Source organism: Peribacillus sp. YIM B13472, from assembly GCF_042788005.1.
Taxonomy (GTDB): domain Bacteria; phylum Bacillota; class Bacilli; order Bacillales; family DSM-1321; genus Peribacillus; species Peribacillus simplex_E.
Window position 1 is genome coordinate 1 of sequence record NZ_JBHZPG010000036.1, and the last position, 16,154, is coordinate 16,154.

Consider the following 16,154-nt stretch of genomic DNA (forward strand, 5'->3'; position numbering starts at 1 on the left):
TTGGGGGTTTCCCCCTGTGAGAGTAGGACGCCGCCAAGCCATTTAAAAAGATCAGCCATCCGGCTGGTCTTTTTTTTGCATAATACAAAGAAAAATCATTGGATATAAAGCGATTATCAATTATGGAAACTTTTTTAAAGACATACACGTATTGAAATTCTTCATCATACATTGTTAAAAGCATCCCCGGTTCTCTTAAACTATTTAAATTAATGTATGCGAACAATGGTTTTTGGGGAGAATGCAGGTATGGAGGTGGAGATGTTGGGGACAACAAAAACCAAAACAACGGCAGGGGAAACGTGCGCGGTTTGTGAACAAATAAAAGGGATGGGTATACATCTATATACGACTTTTATTTGTGAGGAATGCGAAAGGGATATGATCAGGACGGATACGAACGATCCCAAGTACCAATATTACTTAAAGCAATTAAGAAAAATCACTAATCCTGAAATATTATCATGAAAAAATAGTATGTGGAAAGTTAAAGAGTCAGAGAAAAAGAAATGATGTGTTTCTTTAATCTCTGATTCTTTTTTTGGTACTTTAGAAGAATGCTTGGCAACATGCTCCCATGTTTCTGTATGTTCCCTCCAAACAGACTGTTCGGAGACGCATAATTGCCTTTCAGTCGACCCAATATGAGATAAAATTGAACTTATTTGATAAAATGAAAAAATACTATGATATGAGGGAAGAGAAAAATGAATCAATCACAGACACCGTTGTTCGATGCAATGAGTGCTTTTCATAAAAAAAGTCCAATATCTCTGCATGTCCCAGGGCATAAAAATGGGTGGGTGTTTAATAAAAAGGGCCAAGCCTTATACAACCCGCTACTTGGTATTGATGCCACGGAGATAAGCGGCTTAGATGACCTGCATGCTCCAGAGGGTGCCATTTTAAAGTCCGAACAACTACTCTCTGACCTATATGGGGTAAAGCGGAGTTATTTTTTGGTTAATGGGTCAACCGTAGGCAACATTGCCATGATTCTTTCTACCTGCCGGGAAGGTGATAAGGTCCTTGTCCAAAGAAACTGCCATAAATCAATCTTACATGGATTGATGTTAGCGAATGTACAACCGATTTTTTTACAACCAGTTTATTATGAGAAATGGGGCATAGCTGGCGGTGTAGAATCGAAATTAATTGATGAAGCCTTGAGTGTACATCCAGATGTAAAGGCCATCATTGTTACCTATCCTAATTATTATGGTCTTGGTGAAGACTTGACGGAAATGGTAAGACTCGCACATCAAAAGGGGATTCCTGTGCTGGTGGACGAGGCACATGGCGCTCATTTTCAGTTAGGAAGTCCGTTTCCTAAGCCGGCAATTTTGGCAGGGGCAGATGCCGTTGTCCATTCAGCGCATAAAACACTGCCGGCTATGACGATGGGGTCATTTCTTCATGTGAATTCATCCTTAGTTGATGTCGATCAAGTATCATTCTATTTACAAATGCTTCAGTCGAGCAGTCCATCTTACCCAATTATGGGATCGCTCGACTTGGCCAGGGCCTACTTAGCCGCTTTTACATCAGAAGATAAAATATCCCTTATTGAAAAGATATCAGACTTCAGAGGGGAATTAGGTGCCCTGCAAACAGTAAGGGTGCTGGAGGCGCCGCTAGGCACCTTGGCAGACCCGTTGAAAGTGGTCATTCAATCAACAAATGGTTTAAGCGGGTTTGAGTTACAGCAGCTATGTGAAGCCGAAGGCATTTTTACGGAATTGGCTGATCCTGATAATTTATTAATGATTTTACCCTTATTAAAAATGGGTATCGAATTTCCTTTTCATGCAATCGTTCAAACTATAAAAAGTGCCACTGAAGACAGAACTGGAAAAAAGGAATCAGATCTTGGGGTCCTATGGCCTGATGGAAGGTCAATGGCAGGACTTGAAATGCCATACTCCGCCATGAAGCATAGTAAATCAAAACCTGTCACATTAGGGAAAGCAGTGGGTGAGGTATCTGCAGAGATGGTCATTCCTTATCCGCCGGGCATCCCTTTAATTATGTCCGGGGAAATGATTACTCCTGAGCATATATTCAATCTGAGGAGACTGCTAGAACTGGGATCAAGGTTTCATGGCGGTTCCTCCCTTGCAAACGGAGAATTAATCGTTTATGAAAGCAGGCAGACTGGTTAAAATGATATACTACAAACAAAGAACCTTGGAGGTACATCGATGAAACGTGGTATTTTTATAACAATGGAAGGGCCTGAGGGTGCCGGGAAAACAACAATTACCCAAATGCTTGGCAAGGCTCTGCAACAAGAAGGCTATCAAGTCCTATTAACGCGTGAGCCAGGGGGGGTCCCCATTTCGGAGCAAATTAGGGAAGTGATCCTTAATAAAGATAATACAGCCATGGACTCGAGAACAGAGGCTCTATTATACGCAGCAGCAAGGCGTCAGCATTTAGTGGAAGTGGTCATGCCTGAGTTGGAACGAGGGGGAATTGTCCTCTGTGACCGATTCATAGATAGCTCGTTAGCCTATCAGGGTCATGCAAGGGGTTTGGATATAGAAGAAGTTTATAATATCAATAAATTCGCAATTGGAGATATGATGCCAGATGCCACATTCTTTTTTGATATAGACCCAGAAGAGGGATTGAGACGTATCCAGTCCAATGGGGAACGGGAAGTGAACCGGCTGGATCTTGAAGCCCTCGACTTTCATAAAAAAGTTTGGGGGGGGTATCAATTCATTATAAATAGATGGAAAGACCGTTTCATTATCGTGGATGCAGGCCGGACAATAGATGAGGTCCTTGAGGAAACGAAAGCCAGCTTGCTGAAATTTTTAGCGAAAGCAGGAAACTAAATATATAGGTTTCCATATTATTCAACCAATACTATTCCAGACAAGGACTAGTTGCTATAATGGAGTTAGTAAAAATTCAGAGTAACCGGAGGATGATGAGAATGAAAATGATCATTGCTGTCGTTCAAGACAAGGATAGTCATCGCCTGCTGAATGAATTAGTGGAAAATAATTTCGGAACGACCAAGCTAGCCAGCACTGGCGGTTTTTTAAAATCAGGCAATACGACTTTTATGATTGGCACAGAGGATGAACGTGTTGACAAAGCCATCCAGATCATCAAACAGAATTGTCAGTCACGATCCCAATTAGTATCACCGGTTTCACCGATGGGCGGGAATGCCGAGTCCTATGTACCTTACCCAGTGGAGATTCAAGTAGGCGGTGCGACCATTTTTGTGCTGCCGGTTGAAAACTTTTTACAATTTTAACGGTTAGTTTCAGGGAGGTTCATTATGAAAATCAACCATGATATCCCTATTAAGCTGGATAAATCGCGTCAGGATGCCAAACAGTTTCAAACCGGGAATGGAAGATTTCAACAAATGGTCCAGACACAGGATCAAAAGATGCAAATCCAAACATTAAACCGTTTGATAGGCGATATGGAAGGGGCGGGTCAGCGTTTAGTAAGGTCACGCACTTTTAGGGAATTGGAAAAATATAAAGCATTGGTGAAACGGTTTGTTAAAGAAGCCGTTGAATATGGACTGGAACTGAAGCAATCCACGAGCTGGAACGAATATGGACAAAGCAGGCCGTTGAAAACCGTGGAAACGATAGATGTAAGATTAGTTGAGTTAAGTGAGGTAATTCTTAATAAAGAGAAAAGCTCGCTTGAATTATGGAAATGATAGGCGAGATTAAAGGTCTTCTGATTAATTTATATACTTAAGTGAGTTGATGGTTTTGGATAAAACATGGCAGGATATGAGTCAAATTCAGCCGCAGGTAATGACGATGCTGCAAAATAGCATAACGAAGAACAGGGTGGCTCATGCGTATTTATTTGAGGGGGAAAAAGGGACAGGTAAGCAAGAGATAAGCAATGTCTTTGCCAAAAGCTTACTATGTGAAGCCCCGACAGCAGGTTATGAGCCATGCGAACTTTGTCGGAATTGCAAACGGATTTCAAGTGGGAATCATCCTGATGTCCATTTGATAGAAAGAGACGGTCTCTCAATAAAGAAAGAACAAATTAAGGGGCTTCAAGAAGAATTTTCAAAAAAGAGCGTAGAGGCAGATCGGAAGGTTTATATGATTGCCGATGCTGACAAAATGTCGGTGGGAGCAGCCAACAGTCTATTGAAATTTTTAGAAGAGCCTTCGGCTGATACTGTAGCAATATTGATGACCGAACAGCTTCAGAGGATTCTGCCGACTATATTATCAAGGTGCCAAGTGATTTCGTTCAAGCCATTATCTCCTGAGAATGTGAAACGGAAGCTGATGGAACAGGATGTAGAACCACAGCTGGCTTCGGTTATTGCACACATAACACAGAATGTGGAAGCTGGAATCGGGCTTAGTCATGATGAATGGTTTGTACAAGCTCAAAAAATAGTGGTAAAATTATATGAAGTGTTAAAACTTAATTCCTTGAAGGCATTGCTGTACCTTCAGACGGATTGGTTCACACACTTTAAAGAAAGAGAACAGGTTGACAGAGGTCTTGATTTGTTACTTCTTATATATAAGGATTTATTATACATTCAGTTGGACAAAAAGGACTTTGTTGTGTTCCAAAATAAACTGAAGGAATTTGAAACTCACGCTCTTCATCTTTCCCCAAGACGCCTTGCTGAACATATGGGTTGCATTTTGGAAGCAAAAAGGAAGCTGATGTCCAACACGAATCCACAGCTGTTGATGGAACAGCTTGTGCTGAATTTGCAGGAGGGATCATGATTTGTATGATGTTGTAGGTGTCCGTTTTAAAAAGGCGGGCAAAATATACTACTTCGATCCGGGTGAATTCGCTATTCCTAAGGACGATTTTGTAATAGTGGAGACTGTCCGCGGTGTTGAATTCGGTAAAGTCGTTACAGCCCGAAAACAAGTAGATGAAAACGATGTTGTCCTGCCATTGAAAAAAGTACTTCGGGTCGCTGATGCAAAAGATAAGCTGATTGTAGACGAGAACAAGGCGGCTGCAGAAGAGGCTTACTCTATATGTTGTCAAAAGGTTGTGGAGCATAAGCTGGATATGAAGCTGGTTGATGTGTCATATACTTTCGACAGAAATAAAGTCGTGTTTTATTTTACAGCGGATGGTCGCGTGGATTTCCGTGATTTAGTCAAAGATTTAGCTGCCATATTCAGAACTCGCATAGAACTGCGCCAAATTGGGGTAAGGGATGAGGCAAAGATGCTTGGTGGCATCGGACCTTGTGGCAGAATGCTTTGCTGCTCCACATTTCTTGGAGATTTTGAACCGGTTTCCATCAAAATGGCGAAGGATCAGAATTTATCATTAAACCCTACAAAAATCTCAGGTTTATGCGGTCGATTGATGTGCTGTCTGAAATATGAAAATGATGAGTATGAAAGTGCGAAGGAAATGCTTCCTGATTTAGGTGAAATGATTAATACGCCTGGTGGCAAAGGCAAGGTAGTGGGGCTTAATATTCTAGAACGCGTACTTCAGATTGAACTAATCGAGCAAGAAAGAGTATTAGAGTATACTCTAGATGAGATTCTAAAAGAGGGAGCCGTTTCTATTCAAGCCACAGATTATTAAGGTGGTGGGAGAGCGTGGATAAGAAAGATATTTTTGAGTCGGTGACCAATATGGAAACCCAGATAGGCCAATTATATAAGCAGCTTGGAGAATTGAAGCAGAATTTAGCTGAAATCCTTGAGGAAAATCAGTCGCTCAAGCTGGAGAAAGAGCATTTGCGCCATCGGTTGGGCCTTGTGGAAGTCGAAAGTGCGCCTGCTGCAGTAAAGGTCAAACAAAAAGTGAAAAACCGTACCGCAAGTACGGACAAGGTTATGGATATCGGGGAAGGCTATGATAATTTAGCCCGTATCTATCAAGAAGGCTTTCATATTTGCAATCTGCATTTTGGCAGTTTACGAAAAGAAGGGGATTGCCTGTTCTGTTTATCTTTTTTAAACAAGAAGTGATAAAGGAATAATATAAAAGATGTTTCTTTTACGTGATAGATAGACCGTTTACAATATATAGTGATTCGGGGTCTGACGCATACTATGAGTCAGACCCCTTTTTGTACGATAGTAATGTAGAAGCATGGTCCCTAAACATGCTTTTTCGATACATGATTAGGAGGGTAACAGCAATGGTAGAACTTAAAGGCGATGAGCGCCTGGATTATCTATTGGCTGAGAATTTAAGGATCATCCAGAGCCCAACGGTGTTCTCTTTTTCATTAGATGCCGTGTTATTATCAAGGTTCGTAAATGTACCGATCCAAAAAGGGAAAATCGTAGATCTTTGCTCAGGAAATGGGGTCATACCTTTGCTGCTGAGTACAAGAACGAAAGGGACAATTACCGGTGTTGAAATTCAAGAGCGGTTATATGACATGGCCCAGAGGAGCATGGACTATAATGGCGTATCCTCCCAAATCGAGATGATTCATGGGGATATAAAGGAAATACCAAAACAGATAGGGTATAGCCAATATGATGTCGTTACTTGCAATCCACCCTATTTCCCGACGCCATCTATCGAGGAAATTAACAAAAATGAGCACTTTGCAATTGCCCGACATGAAATAATGTGTAATCTTGAGGACGTCATGCGTGTTTCAAGCCAGTTGCTGCGTCAAGGCGGGAAAGCTGCATTCGTTCATAGACCGGGCCGTCTGATGGATATCCTGCATTTCATGAGGATGTACAGAATTGAACCGAAGCGGCTCCAATTCGTTTATCCTAAAAGTTCAAAAGAAGCGAATACGATTCTTATAGAAGGGATAAAGGACGGCAACCCTGATTTGAAGATTCTTCCTCCGCTTGTTGTATATAATGATCAAAATGAGTATAATCCGGAAATCAGAAGGATTCTATATGGAGAGGAATAAGCATTATTTTTATGTTTTGAAATGCAGGGACGGCAGCTATTATGCCGGGTATACAAATAATTTGCACCGTAGGATTGATGCTCATAATAATGGCAGGGGTGCAAAGTATACACGAGGCCGGACCCCGGTTGAACTGATTTATCATGAAATATTCGAAACACGGACATTGGCCATGCAGGCTGAATATAAATTTAAGCAATTAACAAGAAAACAAAAGCAAAAGTGGATGGCAAAGGAGGATACATGATATGTGGCAGCAAAAGAGTTTTGAAAAAGAAGGATTGGAGCCAGCTCTATATCTGGTTCCTACACCGATAGGAAACCTTGAGGATATGAGTTTCCGGGCTTTAAGAATCTTAAAGGAAGCGGATGTCATTGCTGCTGAGGACACGCGAAATACGAAGAAATTATGCAACTACTTTGAAATTTCGACACCTATCGTCAGTTACCATGAACATAATAAGGAATATAGCGGGAAGCAAATGCTAGAGAGGCTTCGATCTGGAGAGGTCATCGCATTGGTGAGTGATGCTGGCTTGCCGACGATATCCGACCCGGGATATGAACTGGTCAAAGATGCCATTGCCGAACAGTTTAAAGTCATCCCGTTGCCAGGGGCCAATGCTGCATTAACTGCATTGATCGCATCTGGACTGATTCCGCAGCCTTTTTACTTTTATGGCTTTCTACAACGGGGAGCAAAAGAAAAAAAGCAGGAGCTGGAAAAATTAAAAAAAATGGAATCGACTTGGATCGTTTATGAATCGCCACATCGATTGAAAGAAACATTGAAGCATATGCATGAAATTTTAGGTGACCGCCGTATAGTATTATGCCGCGAATTAACCAAGAAATTTGAAGAGTTCATTCGGGGGACTGTGAGTGAAGCATTGACGTGGGCGATGGAATCTGAAATTCGCGGTGAGTTCTGTTTAATAATTGAAGGCGGGCAATGGTCGGAAGATGAACCTGAAGAAGCTTGGTGGATGGCCCTTGACATCGTCGGTCATGTTAATCATTATATAGAAACCAAGCAGTGCACTTCAAAGGATGCAATCAAGCAGGTCGCAAAAGATCGCAATATGCAAAAACGCGATGTATATCAAGCCTATCACATTGATATACAATAATAATAAACATAAAAAAAAACTTCCGAAGACCGGAAGTTTTTTTATCATTTATTTAGAAGCAGTGAAGTTTTGTTGAATTTCTTGAATAAGTAATTCTGCACCTTCACGACTAAGGATCAATTTACCATTAGCAAGTGTAAGGTTGTTATCGGAAACTTCACCTGTAACTTGGCAAGTCATGTTTGGTTTGTATTTTTTCAAGATGATGCGCTCATCATCAACATAGATTTCAAGAGCATCTTTCTCAGCGATACCCAATGTACGACGAAGTTCGATTGGAATAACCACCCGGCCTAACTCATCAACTTTACGAACAATACCTGTAGATTTCATTTAAAAAATTCTCCTCTCAGTTACAATCTAGTACCCTATTTCTATTTTTTTCGCCATTATTCGACAAATTTTTTTATAAATTTATAATACCAGCCATTCCCAAATTCGTCAATGATTTATTTTCATTTTTTTGTAAGAAATAGCATGGATCTTTACGTGTAACAAAAAGGCTTTTAAAGAGAAAAAATCGGTTATATCTTTAAAGGTGAAGAAATAGCAGGATACAAAGAACTACTCACTTCACCACATTTCGACAAAGTATGCATATAAAAAACATACTTCACTATTATATGATTAAATATCATTTAGTTTCAAAACAAAAGTTCTGAATTAAGGATAATTTTCTGAAAAAGTTTACGAATATGTGAGTTGTTGCACAAAAAAAGAAATTTAGGTATATTTTGTTGAGGTAAGAGGTAATGCTGTCATAAGGGAAGTTCACTTCCAGTACCCTTATTGTTAAAATGATATTTACTTATATTTTTTTATTCTATTAACATGATGATTAGATTAGTGATTATTGTCGCGCGGAATTGTATATAGCGTTAAAATAGAGATAATAGCTTAAAATATATTCTTATGGCTTGGCCAGCACTATAGCCGGTTTTTCAAATGATGAGGAGGGAACGAAGTGCAAGATAAATTAAAAACATTCTATATCACGACACCCATATATTATCCGAGTGGTAATTTACATATAGGGCACGCGTATACGACAGTGGCAGGGGATGCCATGGCTCGTTATAAAAGGATGCGTGGCTTCGATGTCATGTATTTAACAGGAACTGATGAACATGGTCAAAAAATCCAGCGTAAAGCGGCTGAGGAAGGAATCACTCCACAGCAATATGTAGATAATATCGTATCAGGGATTAAAGAGCTCTGGGAAAAGCTTGATATTTCATATGATGATTTCATCAGGACGACGGAAGATCGCCATAAAGAGGTCGTAGCCAAGATATTCAAAAGGCTATTGGACCAGGGGGATATATACTTGGACCAATATGAAGGGTGGTATTGTACACCTTGTGAATCTTTCTTCACGGAACGTCAGGTGGAAGAAAGCAATGGAAACTGTCCTGATTGCGGCAGGCCTGTTGAAAAGGTGAAAGAGGAATCTTATTTCTTTAAGATGAGTAAATATGCGGATCGGTTACTGAAGTTTTATGAGGAGAATCCGGATTTCATTCAACCGGAATCGCGCAAAAACGAAATGATCAATAACTTCATCAAGCCTGGATTGGAAGATCTGGCCGTTTCACGTACTACTTTCGATTGGGGAATCAAGGTGCCGGGAGATCCAAAGCATGTTATTTATGTATGGATCGATGCATTGACCAATTATATAACGGCATTAGGGTATGGAACGGATAATGATTCTAAATACTTGAATTATTGGCCTGCCGATGTACATCTGGTCGGAAAGGAAATCGTTCGTTTCCATACAATCTATTGGCCGATCATGTTAATGGCTCTTGACGTGCCGCTTCCAAAGAAAGTCTTTGCCCACGGATGGCTTCTCATGAAAGATGGTAAAATGTCCAAATCAAAAGGTAATGTAGTGGATCCCGTTACATTGATTGATCGTTACGGTTTGGATTCTTTACGCTACTACTTATTGCGTGAAGTACCATTTGGTTCAGATGGAGTATTTACACCGGAAGGGTTTGTGGAACGGATCAATTTTGACCTGGCAAATGATTTAGGGAATTTATTAAATCGAACAGTTGCAATGGTCAATAAGTATTTTGATGGTGTGATTCCAAATTACGAAGGATCCAATGGCGAGTTCGAAAAGGCTTTGCTTGAAATGAACCAAGATACGGTAGGCAAGTATGAGGAAGCAATGGAAAACATGGAATTTTCAGTTGCACTAACATCCATTTGGCAACTCGTGAGCAGAACTAATAAATTCATTGATGAGACCCAGCCATGGACTCTTGCTAAAGATGAATCAAGGAAAGAAGACCTTGCTAGTGTCATGGTTCATTTGGCGGAATCATTACGCAGGACGGCAATCCTTTTGAAACCGTTCTTGACGCAAACACCGGAAAAAATCTTTGCTCAGCTTAGCATCAAAGATGATGTGTTAAAATCCTGGGACAGTTTAGCGGAGTTCGGTCAAATTCCTGCTGAAACAAAAGTCTTGAAGGGGGACCCGATCTTCCCTCGTCTGGATATGGAAGAGGAAGTTTTATATATTAAAGAACAAATGCAGGGTGGTGCCCCCAAGGCCGAGGAAAAAGTGGAAGAGACGATTCCCGAAGTTGATGAAATCACTATTGATGACTTTACAAAAGTGGAGCTTCGTGTTGCTCAGGTCATGGAAGTTGAGCCTGTAAAGAAGGCGGATAAGCTTCTTAAACTTCAGCTTGATTTGGGTTATGAGAAACGCCAAGTCGTATCAGGCATTGCACAGCATTATAAACCCGAGGATTTAGTAGGCAAAAAAGTGATATGTGTAACAAATTTAAAACCTGTTAAACTTCGTGGCGAGCTCTCTCAAGGAATGATTTTGGCGGGAAGCCAGGATGGTGTGCTCTCAGTCGCTACAATAGATTCATCGATTCCAAATGGTTCAAAGGTGAAATAAACAGATGAAAACATAAAGGTGTTTCATATGAAACATTTTTATGTTTTTTTCTTTATGCTTTTGGAAAAAGTAAGGGAATACAGGTTCAGGTTTTGGTTCTGCATTTATTTGTTGGGCATATAGGCTTCTTTGTAATCTTTTTGTTACCTAAATGTGAAACATAAAACTTTCATTTTTTAATAAAATAGTGCTAGAAAGGAAGAAAAATAATGTTATTTGACACACACGTACATGTTAATGCGGAACAATTCAACGAGGATCTCGAAGACGTAATAGATAGAGCTAAGGAAGCAGGAGTCAATAATATGGTAGTCGTTGGTTTTGACCGGCCTACTATTATAAGGGCAATGGAATTAATAGAAGCTTATGATTTCATGTATGCCGCGGTGGGGTGGCATCCTGTGGATGCTATAGATATGACAGAAGATGACTTACAATGGATCGAGGAATTATCCAATCATCCAAAGGTCGTTGCCATAGGTGAGATGGGCCTGGATTATCATTGGGATAAATCACCGAAGGATGTCCAAATGGAGGTGTTCAGGAAGCAAATCCGATTGGCAAAAAAGGTGGGGCTGCCCATTATCATCCATAACCGGGAAGCGACCGCGGATATCGTGAACATACTCAAGGAAGAAGAGGCATCAAGGGTTGGAGGCATCATGCATTGCTTTAGCGGAAGTGCAGAAACGGCTTTGGAATGCATCAATATGAACTTTTATATTTCATTGGGGGGCCCTGTGACCTTCAAAAATGCAAAAAAACCAAAGGAAGTGGCAGCAGCCGTACCTTTAGACCGTTTACTGATAGAGACCGACTGTCCATACTTGGCTCCCCATCCTTATAGAGGGAAGCGGAATGAACCTTCGTATGTGAAGCTTGTTGCTGAACAAATTGCAGAAATCAAACAACTCACATTAGAGGAAGTTTCCCAGGCAACAACAGAAAATGCCAAGAAATTATTCGGCATTAACTGACATATTATTTTACAATATCCCCCGGGGTTCACTAGCTAAAATTGAATTTTTTTAAGGTTTCTACAAATTTCACTCCAACTATAGGCTTATTATGTCGAGAAGTCACCCTTTCCTTTTCAATATGAAATATGCATAATAGGTAGTAATTTCCTGAATGAGAAGTGAATGGGTTGACAGCTTGATAACTAAGTCTATATAATCACCGGGAGGAAGGAGGAGTTTTTCATTCTATTAAAAACTATGAAAAACCTTATTCCCAAACCTTTTGGGAAGAAGAGAATGGCAATTGCCATTTGCAGTGCTATTCTTGTTTCTACAGCATTGGGAATACTTATATATCAAGGAACAAAGGATACAGTAACAATCATGCTAGACGGAAAAAAAGAGGTAGTGCGTACACACGCGGCTACTGTAAATGATATGTTGGAAGATTTAGAGATTACCGTTAAAGCTGCAGACTATGTCCACCCATCAAGAGCCACCAAGGTTGATGATGATTTAGAGGTGGTTTGGAAGCCTGCACAAAAAATCGTCATGGTACAGGATGGTAAGACGAAGGATGTTTGGTCCACCGCCGATACGGTAGACGAACTTTTAAAAGACCAAAATCTTAGTGTGAAGGAACAGGATAAGATCACCCCTTCGAAAAATACGAAGCTGAAAGCGAATATGGAAGTTGCCATAGACAAAGCCTTTTCACTGAAATTAGTGGTAGGTGGAGACGAAAAGCAGGTATGGTCAACTTCGACTACTGTCGCTGACTTTTTAAAGCAACAAGGAGTAAAACTCAATGATTTGGATCGAGTTGAGCCAGAATTAACCGAAAAAGTTGAAGCTGAGAATACGGTAAACGTAGTTCGAATTGAAAAAGTCACCGATGTAGTGGAAGAACCAGTTGACTTTGCTGTCATAACTAAAAAAGATGACTCTTTATCAAAAGGGAAAGAGAAAATTGTCAAAGAAGGAAAAGACGGACTCATTTCCAAGAAATATAAAGTTATTAAAGAAAATGGCAAAGAGGTTAAAAGAGAATTACTTTCAGAAAAAGTAGTTAATAAAAAGCAGGATAAAGTTGTAACGGTCGGAACTCGAACGACGGTTGCCCAGGCATCACGCGGAGTAACTAACGTTAGTTCTTCAAGTGGAAAAGAAATATACGTATCATCAACAGCTTATACTGCCAGTTGTAAGGGCTGTTCCGGTGTCACGTCCACAGGCGTGAATCTAAAGAGTAATCCGGGTGCGAAAATCATCGCTGTCGATCCAAACGTAATTCCTTTGGGCTCGAAAGTATATGTGGATGGTTATGGCTATGCAGTAGCTGCTGACAAAGGCGGAGCAATAAAGGGAAATAGGATTGACGTCTTCTTTTCCTCAAAAAATGATGCCTATCGCTGGGGTGTAAAGAGGGTAAAGATTCGTGTATTGGACTAATAAGGTTTCTCTCGCAGGAGATGAATTCGTCTCCTGTTTTTTGCGTTTTATTTTCTGTTTGTTGAAAAACCCTATGTAAAACTGTTTTAATAAGATAGACGTCTCACTATTCCATAAGATTTCAATATATGCGTGTGAACTTCATAAATGATCTTGACTGGATTCTCTATCCAGAAAATTTTACGGGGGACCGGTTACGTTTATCCAAGAGCTAATCAAAGCGCTTGCGCTTTTCTGTATGGAGGAAACCATGAAAAAGATTAAAGAAATTATTGTTGTAGAAGGAAAAGACGATACGGTAGCGATAAAAAGGGCTGTAAATGCTGATACAATAGAAACTAACGGTTCCGCGGTGAATGAGTCTTGTATTGAGCAGGTGAGGCTTGCACAAAAGACACGTGGAGCCATCATTTTCACAGACCCTGACTTTCCTGGTCAAAAAATCAGGAATATAATTTCTGAACAAGTAAAAGGCTGTAAACACGCCTTTTTAACGAAGAAGGAAGCCCTTCCTAAGTCAGGTAGAGGAATTGGCGTGGAACATGCTTCTCCTGAGGCAATTCGTAATGCTTTAAAGGACGCCCAATTAATGGATGAAGAGGCTTCAGAAGAAATTTCACAGCAGGATTTAATAGATGCGGGTTTAATCGGGGGATCCGGTGCCAAGGAACGAAGGGAAAAACTTGGATCTATTTTAAAAATCGGGTTTACCAATGGTAAACAGTTATATAAGAGACTAAAAATGTTCCAAATATCAACTGAGGCTTTTGAGAAAGCGATGGTACAGATAATTCAGGAGGAAAAAAATGAATAAGGATATTGCAACCCCTGTCAGAACGAAAGAAATATTAAAGAAATATGGATTCTCCTTTAAAAAGAGCTTAGGCCAGAACTTTTTAATCGATACGAATATCTTGAAACGTATTGTCGAACATGCCAATTTGACAGAGGAAAGCGGCGCCATCGAAATTGGGCCGGGAATCGGGGCATTGACGGAACAACTAGCGAAAAGCAGCAAAAAGGTTGCGGCCTTTGAGATTGATCAGCGTCTGCTGCCCATCTTATCGGATACACTGTCTCCCTATAACAATGTAAACATCATTCACGGGGATGTTCTCAAAGCTGATGTCAAGAAGGTCATCGAGGAGGAATTTGCTGGCTTTTCGGACCTGATGGTTGTTGCAAATCTGCCATACTATGTCACGACTCCCATCATTTTAAAGCTATTGTCCGAAGACCTGCCCATTAGAGGCATCGTGTGCATGCTGCAAAAGGAAGTGGCCGATCGAATTGCCGCAAAACCTGGGACAAAGGAATACGGTTCTTTATCCATTGCCATTCAATATTATACCGAAGCCGAAACAGTGATGATAGTACCCAAAACGGTATTCATGCCTCAGCCTAATGTTGATTCAGCTGTAATCCGTCTTACAAGGCGCGTGAAGCCGATCGTCGAGGTCCTGGATGAGGATTTCTTATTCACTGTGACCAGGGCGAGCTTTGCACAGCGTCGGAAAACGATTTTAAATAACTTAACCAGTCAGCTGCCAGATGGTAAATCGAAAAAAGAACTTATACTTGCCGCTCTCGAAGTCGCGGAAGTGGATCCTTCCAGACGGGGGGAAACGCTGAGCATCAAAGAATTCGGCCGCTTAAGTGATGCATTATTGCCGAATTTCAAATAAAGGAAATGTGAAATATTCAAGTCGGAATGGGGTCAATCCCAGCTTCCGGCTTTTTTTATTTTGAAATTGACCAACCATGAGGGAACGTATCCGAAAATGTAATCAATCTCCACCTTTCACCATTCAAGAATGGTTCGCATAACTTAAGAATGAAAATAAACTAGGGCGGGCTGAAAATAAGTCTTCTCATGGGGTGGGGCCATGAATATTCAAATAAACGATATTGTTGGTCGGGTTTCTTATAAATGCGACGTGTTGTTCCGGGTAATCGATATCCGTGATATTGACGGAAGGCGTCAAGCTGTTCTTTATGGGGAAGATATCCGACTTATTGCAGATGCACCATTTCAAGATTTAATGATCATTAATGATAATGAAAGAAATGATCGACAAAGGTCGAATGAGGTACTTCAAGAACAATCTTACCGCTTATTAACACAAGATCTAGAGCTGCAACAACAAAAAAATGGCTATCAATCCAGTAATGGTTATCGGTACAGCGGTGAATACTTTCAGATACCAGGGAGGGTCCTCCATGTTGATGGGGATGCATCTTACTTAAGGAAATGCATGGATCTGTATCAGAAATTCAGTATTCCGGTCAATGGCATCTATTGCAATGAAAAGGAAATGCCCCAAAGAATCGGGGGGCTGTTGGACCATTATCGACCGGACATTCTTGTTGTCACCGGTCATGATGCCTATTCAAAATCAAAAGGACCGATATCCGATATTAATGCCTACCGGCACTCAAAGGATTTTGTACAGACGGTTAGAGAAGCGCGAAGGAGGGTTTCTCATTTAGACCAACTGATTATATTTGCCGGGGCTTGTCAGTCGCATTTTGAATCGCTGATCCAAGCGGGGGCAAATTTTGCAAGTTCTCCTTCCCGTGTTAATATACATGCTCTTGATCCGGTATATATCGTCGGAAAGATAAGCTTTACGCCTTTTTCCGATCATATTCATGTATGGGATGTCCTTCGGAATACATTAACGGGAGAGAAGGGGTTGGGGGGAATTGAGACAAAAGGGGTGTTACGGACCGGGTTGCCTTTCAAGCCATTTCAGGAAGAATGAACGAGCTGCATTTTGAAAGAATGCAGCTTGCTT

The 16,154-nt window shown here is 40.7% G+C and carries 18 protein-coding genes; 17 read left to right on the plus strand and 1 reads right to left on the minus strand.

Features of this window, described 5'->3' with window-relative positions:
- Positions 1-249 precede the first annotated feature (249 nt).
- From ACFX4I_RS21500 to rsmI, 11 genes are all read left to right on the plus strand, one after another.
- The gene (locus ACFX4I_RS21500) at positions 250-468 is read left to right on the plus strand and encodes a sigma factor G inhibitor Gin (RefSeq protein WP_230301931.1); all 219 of its coding nucleotides are present in this window, start codon (positions 250-252) and stop codon (positions 466-468) included.
- Positions 469-707: 239 nt separating this feature from the next.
- A complete protein-coding gene (locus ACFX4I_RS21505; protein ID WP_377422911.1) occupies positions 708-2,162 on the plus strand; it encodes an aminotransferase class I/II-fold pyridoxal phosphate-dependent enzyme in 1,455 nt (484 codons plus the stop codon).
- 39 nt (positions 2,163-2,201) lie between these two features.
- Positions 2,202-2,843 carry a dTMP kinase gene (gene tmk, locus ACFX4I_RS21510; RefSeq protein ID WP_377422913.1) on the plus strand — a complete coding sequence of 214 codons (642 nt, stop codon included), beginning with the start codon at positions 2,202-2,204 and terminating at the stop codon, positions 2,841-2,843.
- Positions 2,844-2,944: 101 nt separating this feature from the next.
- Complete coding sequence (locus ACFX4I_RS21515; protein ID WP_063235895.1) at positions 2,945-3,274, plus strand: cyclic-di-AMP receptor; 330 nt, start codon at positions 2,945-2,947, stop codon at positions 3,272-3,274.
- 24 nt (positions 3,275-3,298) lie between these two features.
- Positions 3,299-3,697 (plus strand): YaaR family protein, encoded by a 399-nt coding sequence (locus tag ACFX4I_RS21520; RefSeq protein WP_377422915.1) that lies wholly within the window; start codon positions 3,299-3,301, stop codon positions 3,695-3,697.
- A gap of 49 nt (positions 3,698-3,746) precedes the next feature.
- Positions 3,747-4,751: a DNA polymerase III subunit delta' gene (gene holB, locus ACFX4I_RS21525; RefSeq protein WP_377422916.1), complete on the plus strand. Its 1,005-nt coding sequence runs from the start codon at positions 3,747-3,749 to the stop codon at positions 4,749-4,751.
- A 1-nt stretch (position 4,752) separates the two neighbouring features.
- Entirely contained in the window at positions 4,753-5,583 is an 831-nt protein-coding gene (locus ACFX4I_RS21530; RefSeq protein WP_061440314.1) for a PSP1 domain-containing protein, read from the plus strand.
- 50 nt (positions 5,584-5,633) lie between these two features.
- Positions 5,634-5,972: a DNA replication initiation control protein YabA gene (gene yabA, locus ACFX4I_RS21535; RefSeq protein WP_370662572.1), complete on the plus strand. Its 339-nt coding sequence runs from the start codon at positions 5,634-5,636 to the stop codon at positions 5,970-5,972.
- A 173-nt stretch (positions 5,973-6,145) separates the two neighbouring features.
- Complete coding sequence (locus tag ACFX4I_RS21540; RefSeq protein ID WP_230301926.1) at positions 6,146-6,889, plus strand: tRNA1(Val) (adenine(37)-N6)-methyltransferase; 744 nt, start codon at positions 6,146-6,148, stop codon at positions 6,887-6,889.
- Positions 6,876-7,136, plus strand: coding sequence for a GIY-YIG nuclease family protein (locus ACFX4I_RS21545; protein ID WP_076372928.1), 261 nt, complete (start codon positions 6,876-6,878; stop codon positions 7,134-7,136). The genes ACFX4I_RS21540 and ACFX4I_RS21545 overlap by 14 nt, the downstream gene beginning before the upstream one ends.
- A 1-nt stretch (position 7,137) precedes the next feature.
- Positions 7,138-8,019 carry a 16S rRNA (cytidine(1402)-2'-O)-methyltransferase gene (gene rsmI / locus ACFX4I_RS21550; RefSeq protein WP_377422918.1) on the plus strand — a complete coding sequence of 294 codons (882 nt, stop codon included), beginning with the start codon at positions 7,138-7,140 and terminating at the stop codon, positions 8,017-8,019.
- A gap of 48 nt (positions 8,020-8,067) precedes the next feature.
- Here the strand turns inward: rsmI and ACFX4I_RS21555 are convergent, their stop codons facing one another.
- The gene (locus ACFX4I_RS21555; RefSeq protein WP_048689982.1) at positions 8,068-8,352 is read right to left on the minus strand and encodes a transition state genes transcriptional regulator AbrB; all 285 of its coding nucleotides are present in this window, start codon (positions 8,350-8,352) and stop codon (positions 8,068-8,070) included.
- 631 nt (positions 8,353-8,983) lie between these two features.
- On the opposite strand from ACFX4I_RS21555, the gene metG reads away from it, so the two are divergent.
- The 6 genes from metG to yabG all read left to right on the plus strand — a co-directional run bounded on the left by metG (position 8,984) and on the right by yabG (position 16,121).
- Positions 8,984-10,945: a methionine--tRNA ligase gene (metG, locus tag ACFX4I_RS21560; RefSeq protein ID WP_230301924.1), complete on the plus strand. Its 1,962-nt coding sequence runs from the start codon at positions 8,984-8,986 to the stop codon at positions 10,943-10,945.
- A 209-nt stretch (positions 10,946-11,154) separates the two neighbouring features.
- Complete coding sequence (locus ACFX4I_RS21565; protein ID WP_230301923.1) at positions 11,155-11,922, plus strand: TatD family hydrolase; 768 nt, start codon at positions 11,155-11,157, stop codon at positions 11,920-11,922.
- A 279-nt stretch (positions 11,923-12,201) separates the two neighbouring features.
- The gene (locus ACFX4I_RS21570) at positions 12,202-13,356 is read left to right on the plus strand and encodes a G5 and 3D domain-containing protein (RefSeq protein WP_230301922.1); all 1,155 of its coding nucleotides are present in this window, start codon (positions 12,202-12,204) and stop codon (positions 13,354-13,356) included.
- Positions 13,357-13,606: 250 nt separating this feature from the next.
- Positions 13,607-14,170: a ribonuclease M5 gene (gene rnmV, locus ACFX4I_RS21575; RefSeq protein ID WP_096340998.1), complete on the plus strand. Its 564-nt coding sequence runs from the start codon at positions 13,607-13,609 to the stop codon at positions 14,168-14,170.
- A complete protein-coding gene (rsmA, locus tag ACFX4I_RS21580) occupies positions 14,163-15,041 on the plus strand; it encodes a 16S rRNA (adenine(1518)-N(6)/adenine(1519)-N(6))-dimethyltransferase RsmA (RefSeq protein ID WP_230301920.1) in 879 nt (292 codons plus the stop codon). Before rnmV ends, rsmA begins: the two co-directional genes overlap by 8 nt.
- Positions 15,042-15,242: 201 nt before the next feature.
- Positions 15,243-16,121: a sporulation peptidase YabG gene (gene yabG, locus ACFX4I_RS21585; RefSeq protein ID WP_230301919.1), complete on the plus strand. Its 879-nt coding sequence runs from the start codon at positions 15,243-15,245 to the stop codon at positions 16,119-16,121.
- Positions 16,122-16,154 lie beyond the last annotated feature (33 nt).

What these genes read in the sequence shown, in the direction of transcription:
- ACFX4I_RS21500 (WP_230301931.1), top strand. Translation starts at nt 250, where the DNA reads ATGGAGGTGGAGATGTTGGGGACAACAAAAACCAAAACAACGGCAGGG.
- ACFX4I_RS21505 (WP_377422911.1), top strand. Translation starts at nt 708, where the DNA reads ATGAATCAATCACAGACACCGTTGTTCGATGCAATGAGTGCTTTTCAT.
- tmk (WP_377422913.1), top strand. Translation starts at nt 2,202, where the DNA reads ATGAAACGTGGTATTTTTATAACAATGGAAGGGCCTGAGGGTGCCGGG.
- ACFX4I_RS21515 (WP_063235895.1), top strand. Translation starts at nt 2,945, where the DNA reads ATGAAAATGATCATTGCTGTCGTTCAAGACAAGGATAGTCATCGCCTG.
- ACFX4I_RS21520 (WP_377422915.1), top strand. Translation starts at nt 3,299, where the DNA reads ATGAAAATCAACCATGATATCCCTATTAAGCTGGATAAATCGCGTCAG.
- holB (WP_377422916.1), top strand. Translation starts at nt 3,747, where the DNA reads ATGGTTTTGGATAAAACATGGCAGGATATGAGTCAAATTCAGCCGCAG.
- yabA (WP_370662572.1), top strand. Translation starts at nt 5,634, where the DNA reads ATGGAAACCCAGATAGGCCAATTATATAAGCAGCTTGGAGAATTGAAG.
- ACFX4I_RS21540 (WP_230301926.1), top strand. Translation starts at nt 6,146, where the DNA reads ATGGTAGAACTTAAAGGCGATGAGCGCCTGGATTATCTATTGGCTGAG.
- ACFX4I_RS21545 (WP_076372928.1), top strand. Translation starts at nt 6,876, where the DNA reads ATGGAGAGGAATAAGCATTATTTTTATGTTTTGAAATGCAGGGACGGC.
- rsmI (WP_377422918.1), top strand. Translation starts at nt 7,138, where the DNA reads ATGTGGCAGCAAAAGAGTTTTGAAAAAGAAGGATTGGAGCCAGCTCTA.
- ACFX4I_RS21555 (WP_048689982.1), bottom strand. Translation starts at nt 8,352, where the DNA reads ATGAAATCTACAGGTATTGTTCGTAAAGTTGATGAGTTAGGCCGGGTG.
- ACFX4I_RS21565 (WP_230301923.1), top strand. Translation starts at nt 11,155, where the DNA reads ATGTTATTTGACACACACGTACATGTTAATGCGGAACAATTCAACGAG.
- ACFX4I_RS21570 (WP_230301922.1), top strand. Translation starts at nt 12,202, where the DNA reads ATGGCAATTGCCATTTGCAGTGCTATTCTTGTTTCTACAGCATTGGGA.
- rnmV (WP_096340998.1), top strand. Translation starts at nt 13,607, where the DNA reads ATGAAAAAGATTAAAGAAATTATTGTTGTAGAAGGAAAAGACGATACG.
- rsmA (WP_230301920.1), top strand. Translation starts at nt 14,163, where the DNA reads ATGAATAAGGATATTGCAACCCCTGTCAGAACGAAAGAAATATTAAAG.
- yabG (WP_230301919.1), top strand. Translation starts at nt 15,243, where the DNA reads ATGAATATTCAAATAAACGATATTGTTGGTCGGGTTTCTTATAAATGC.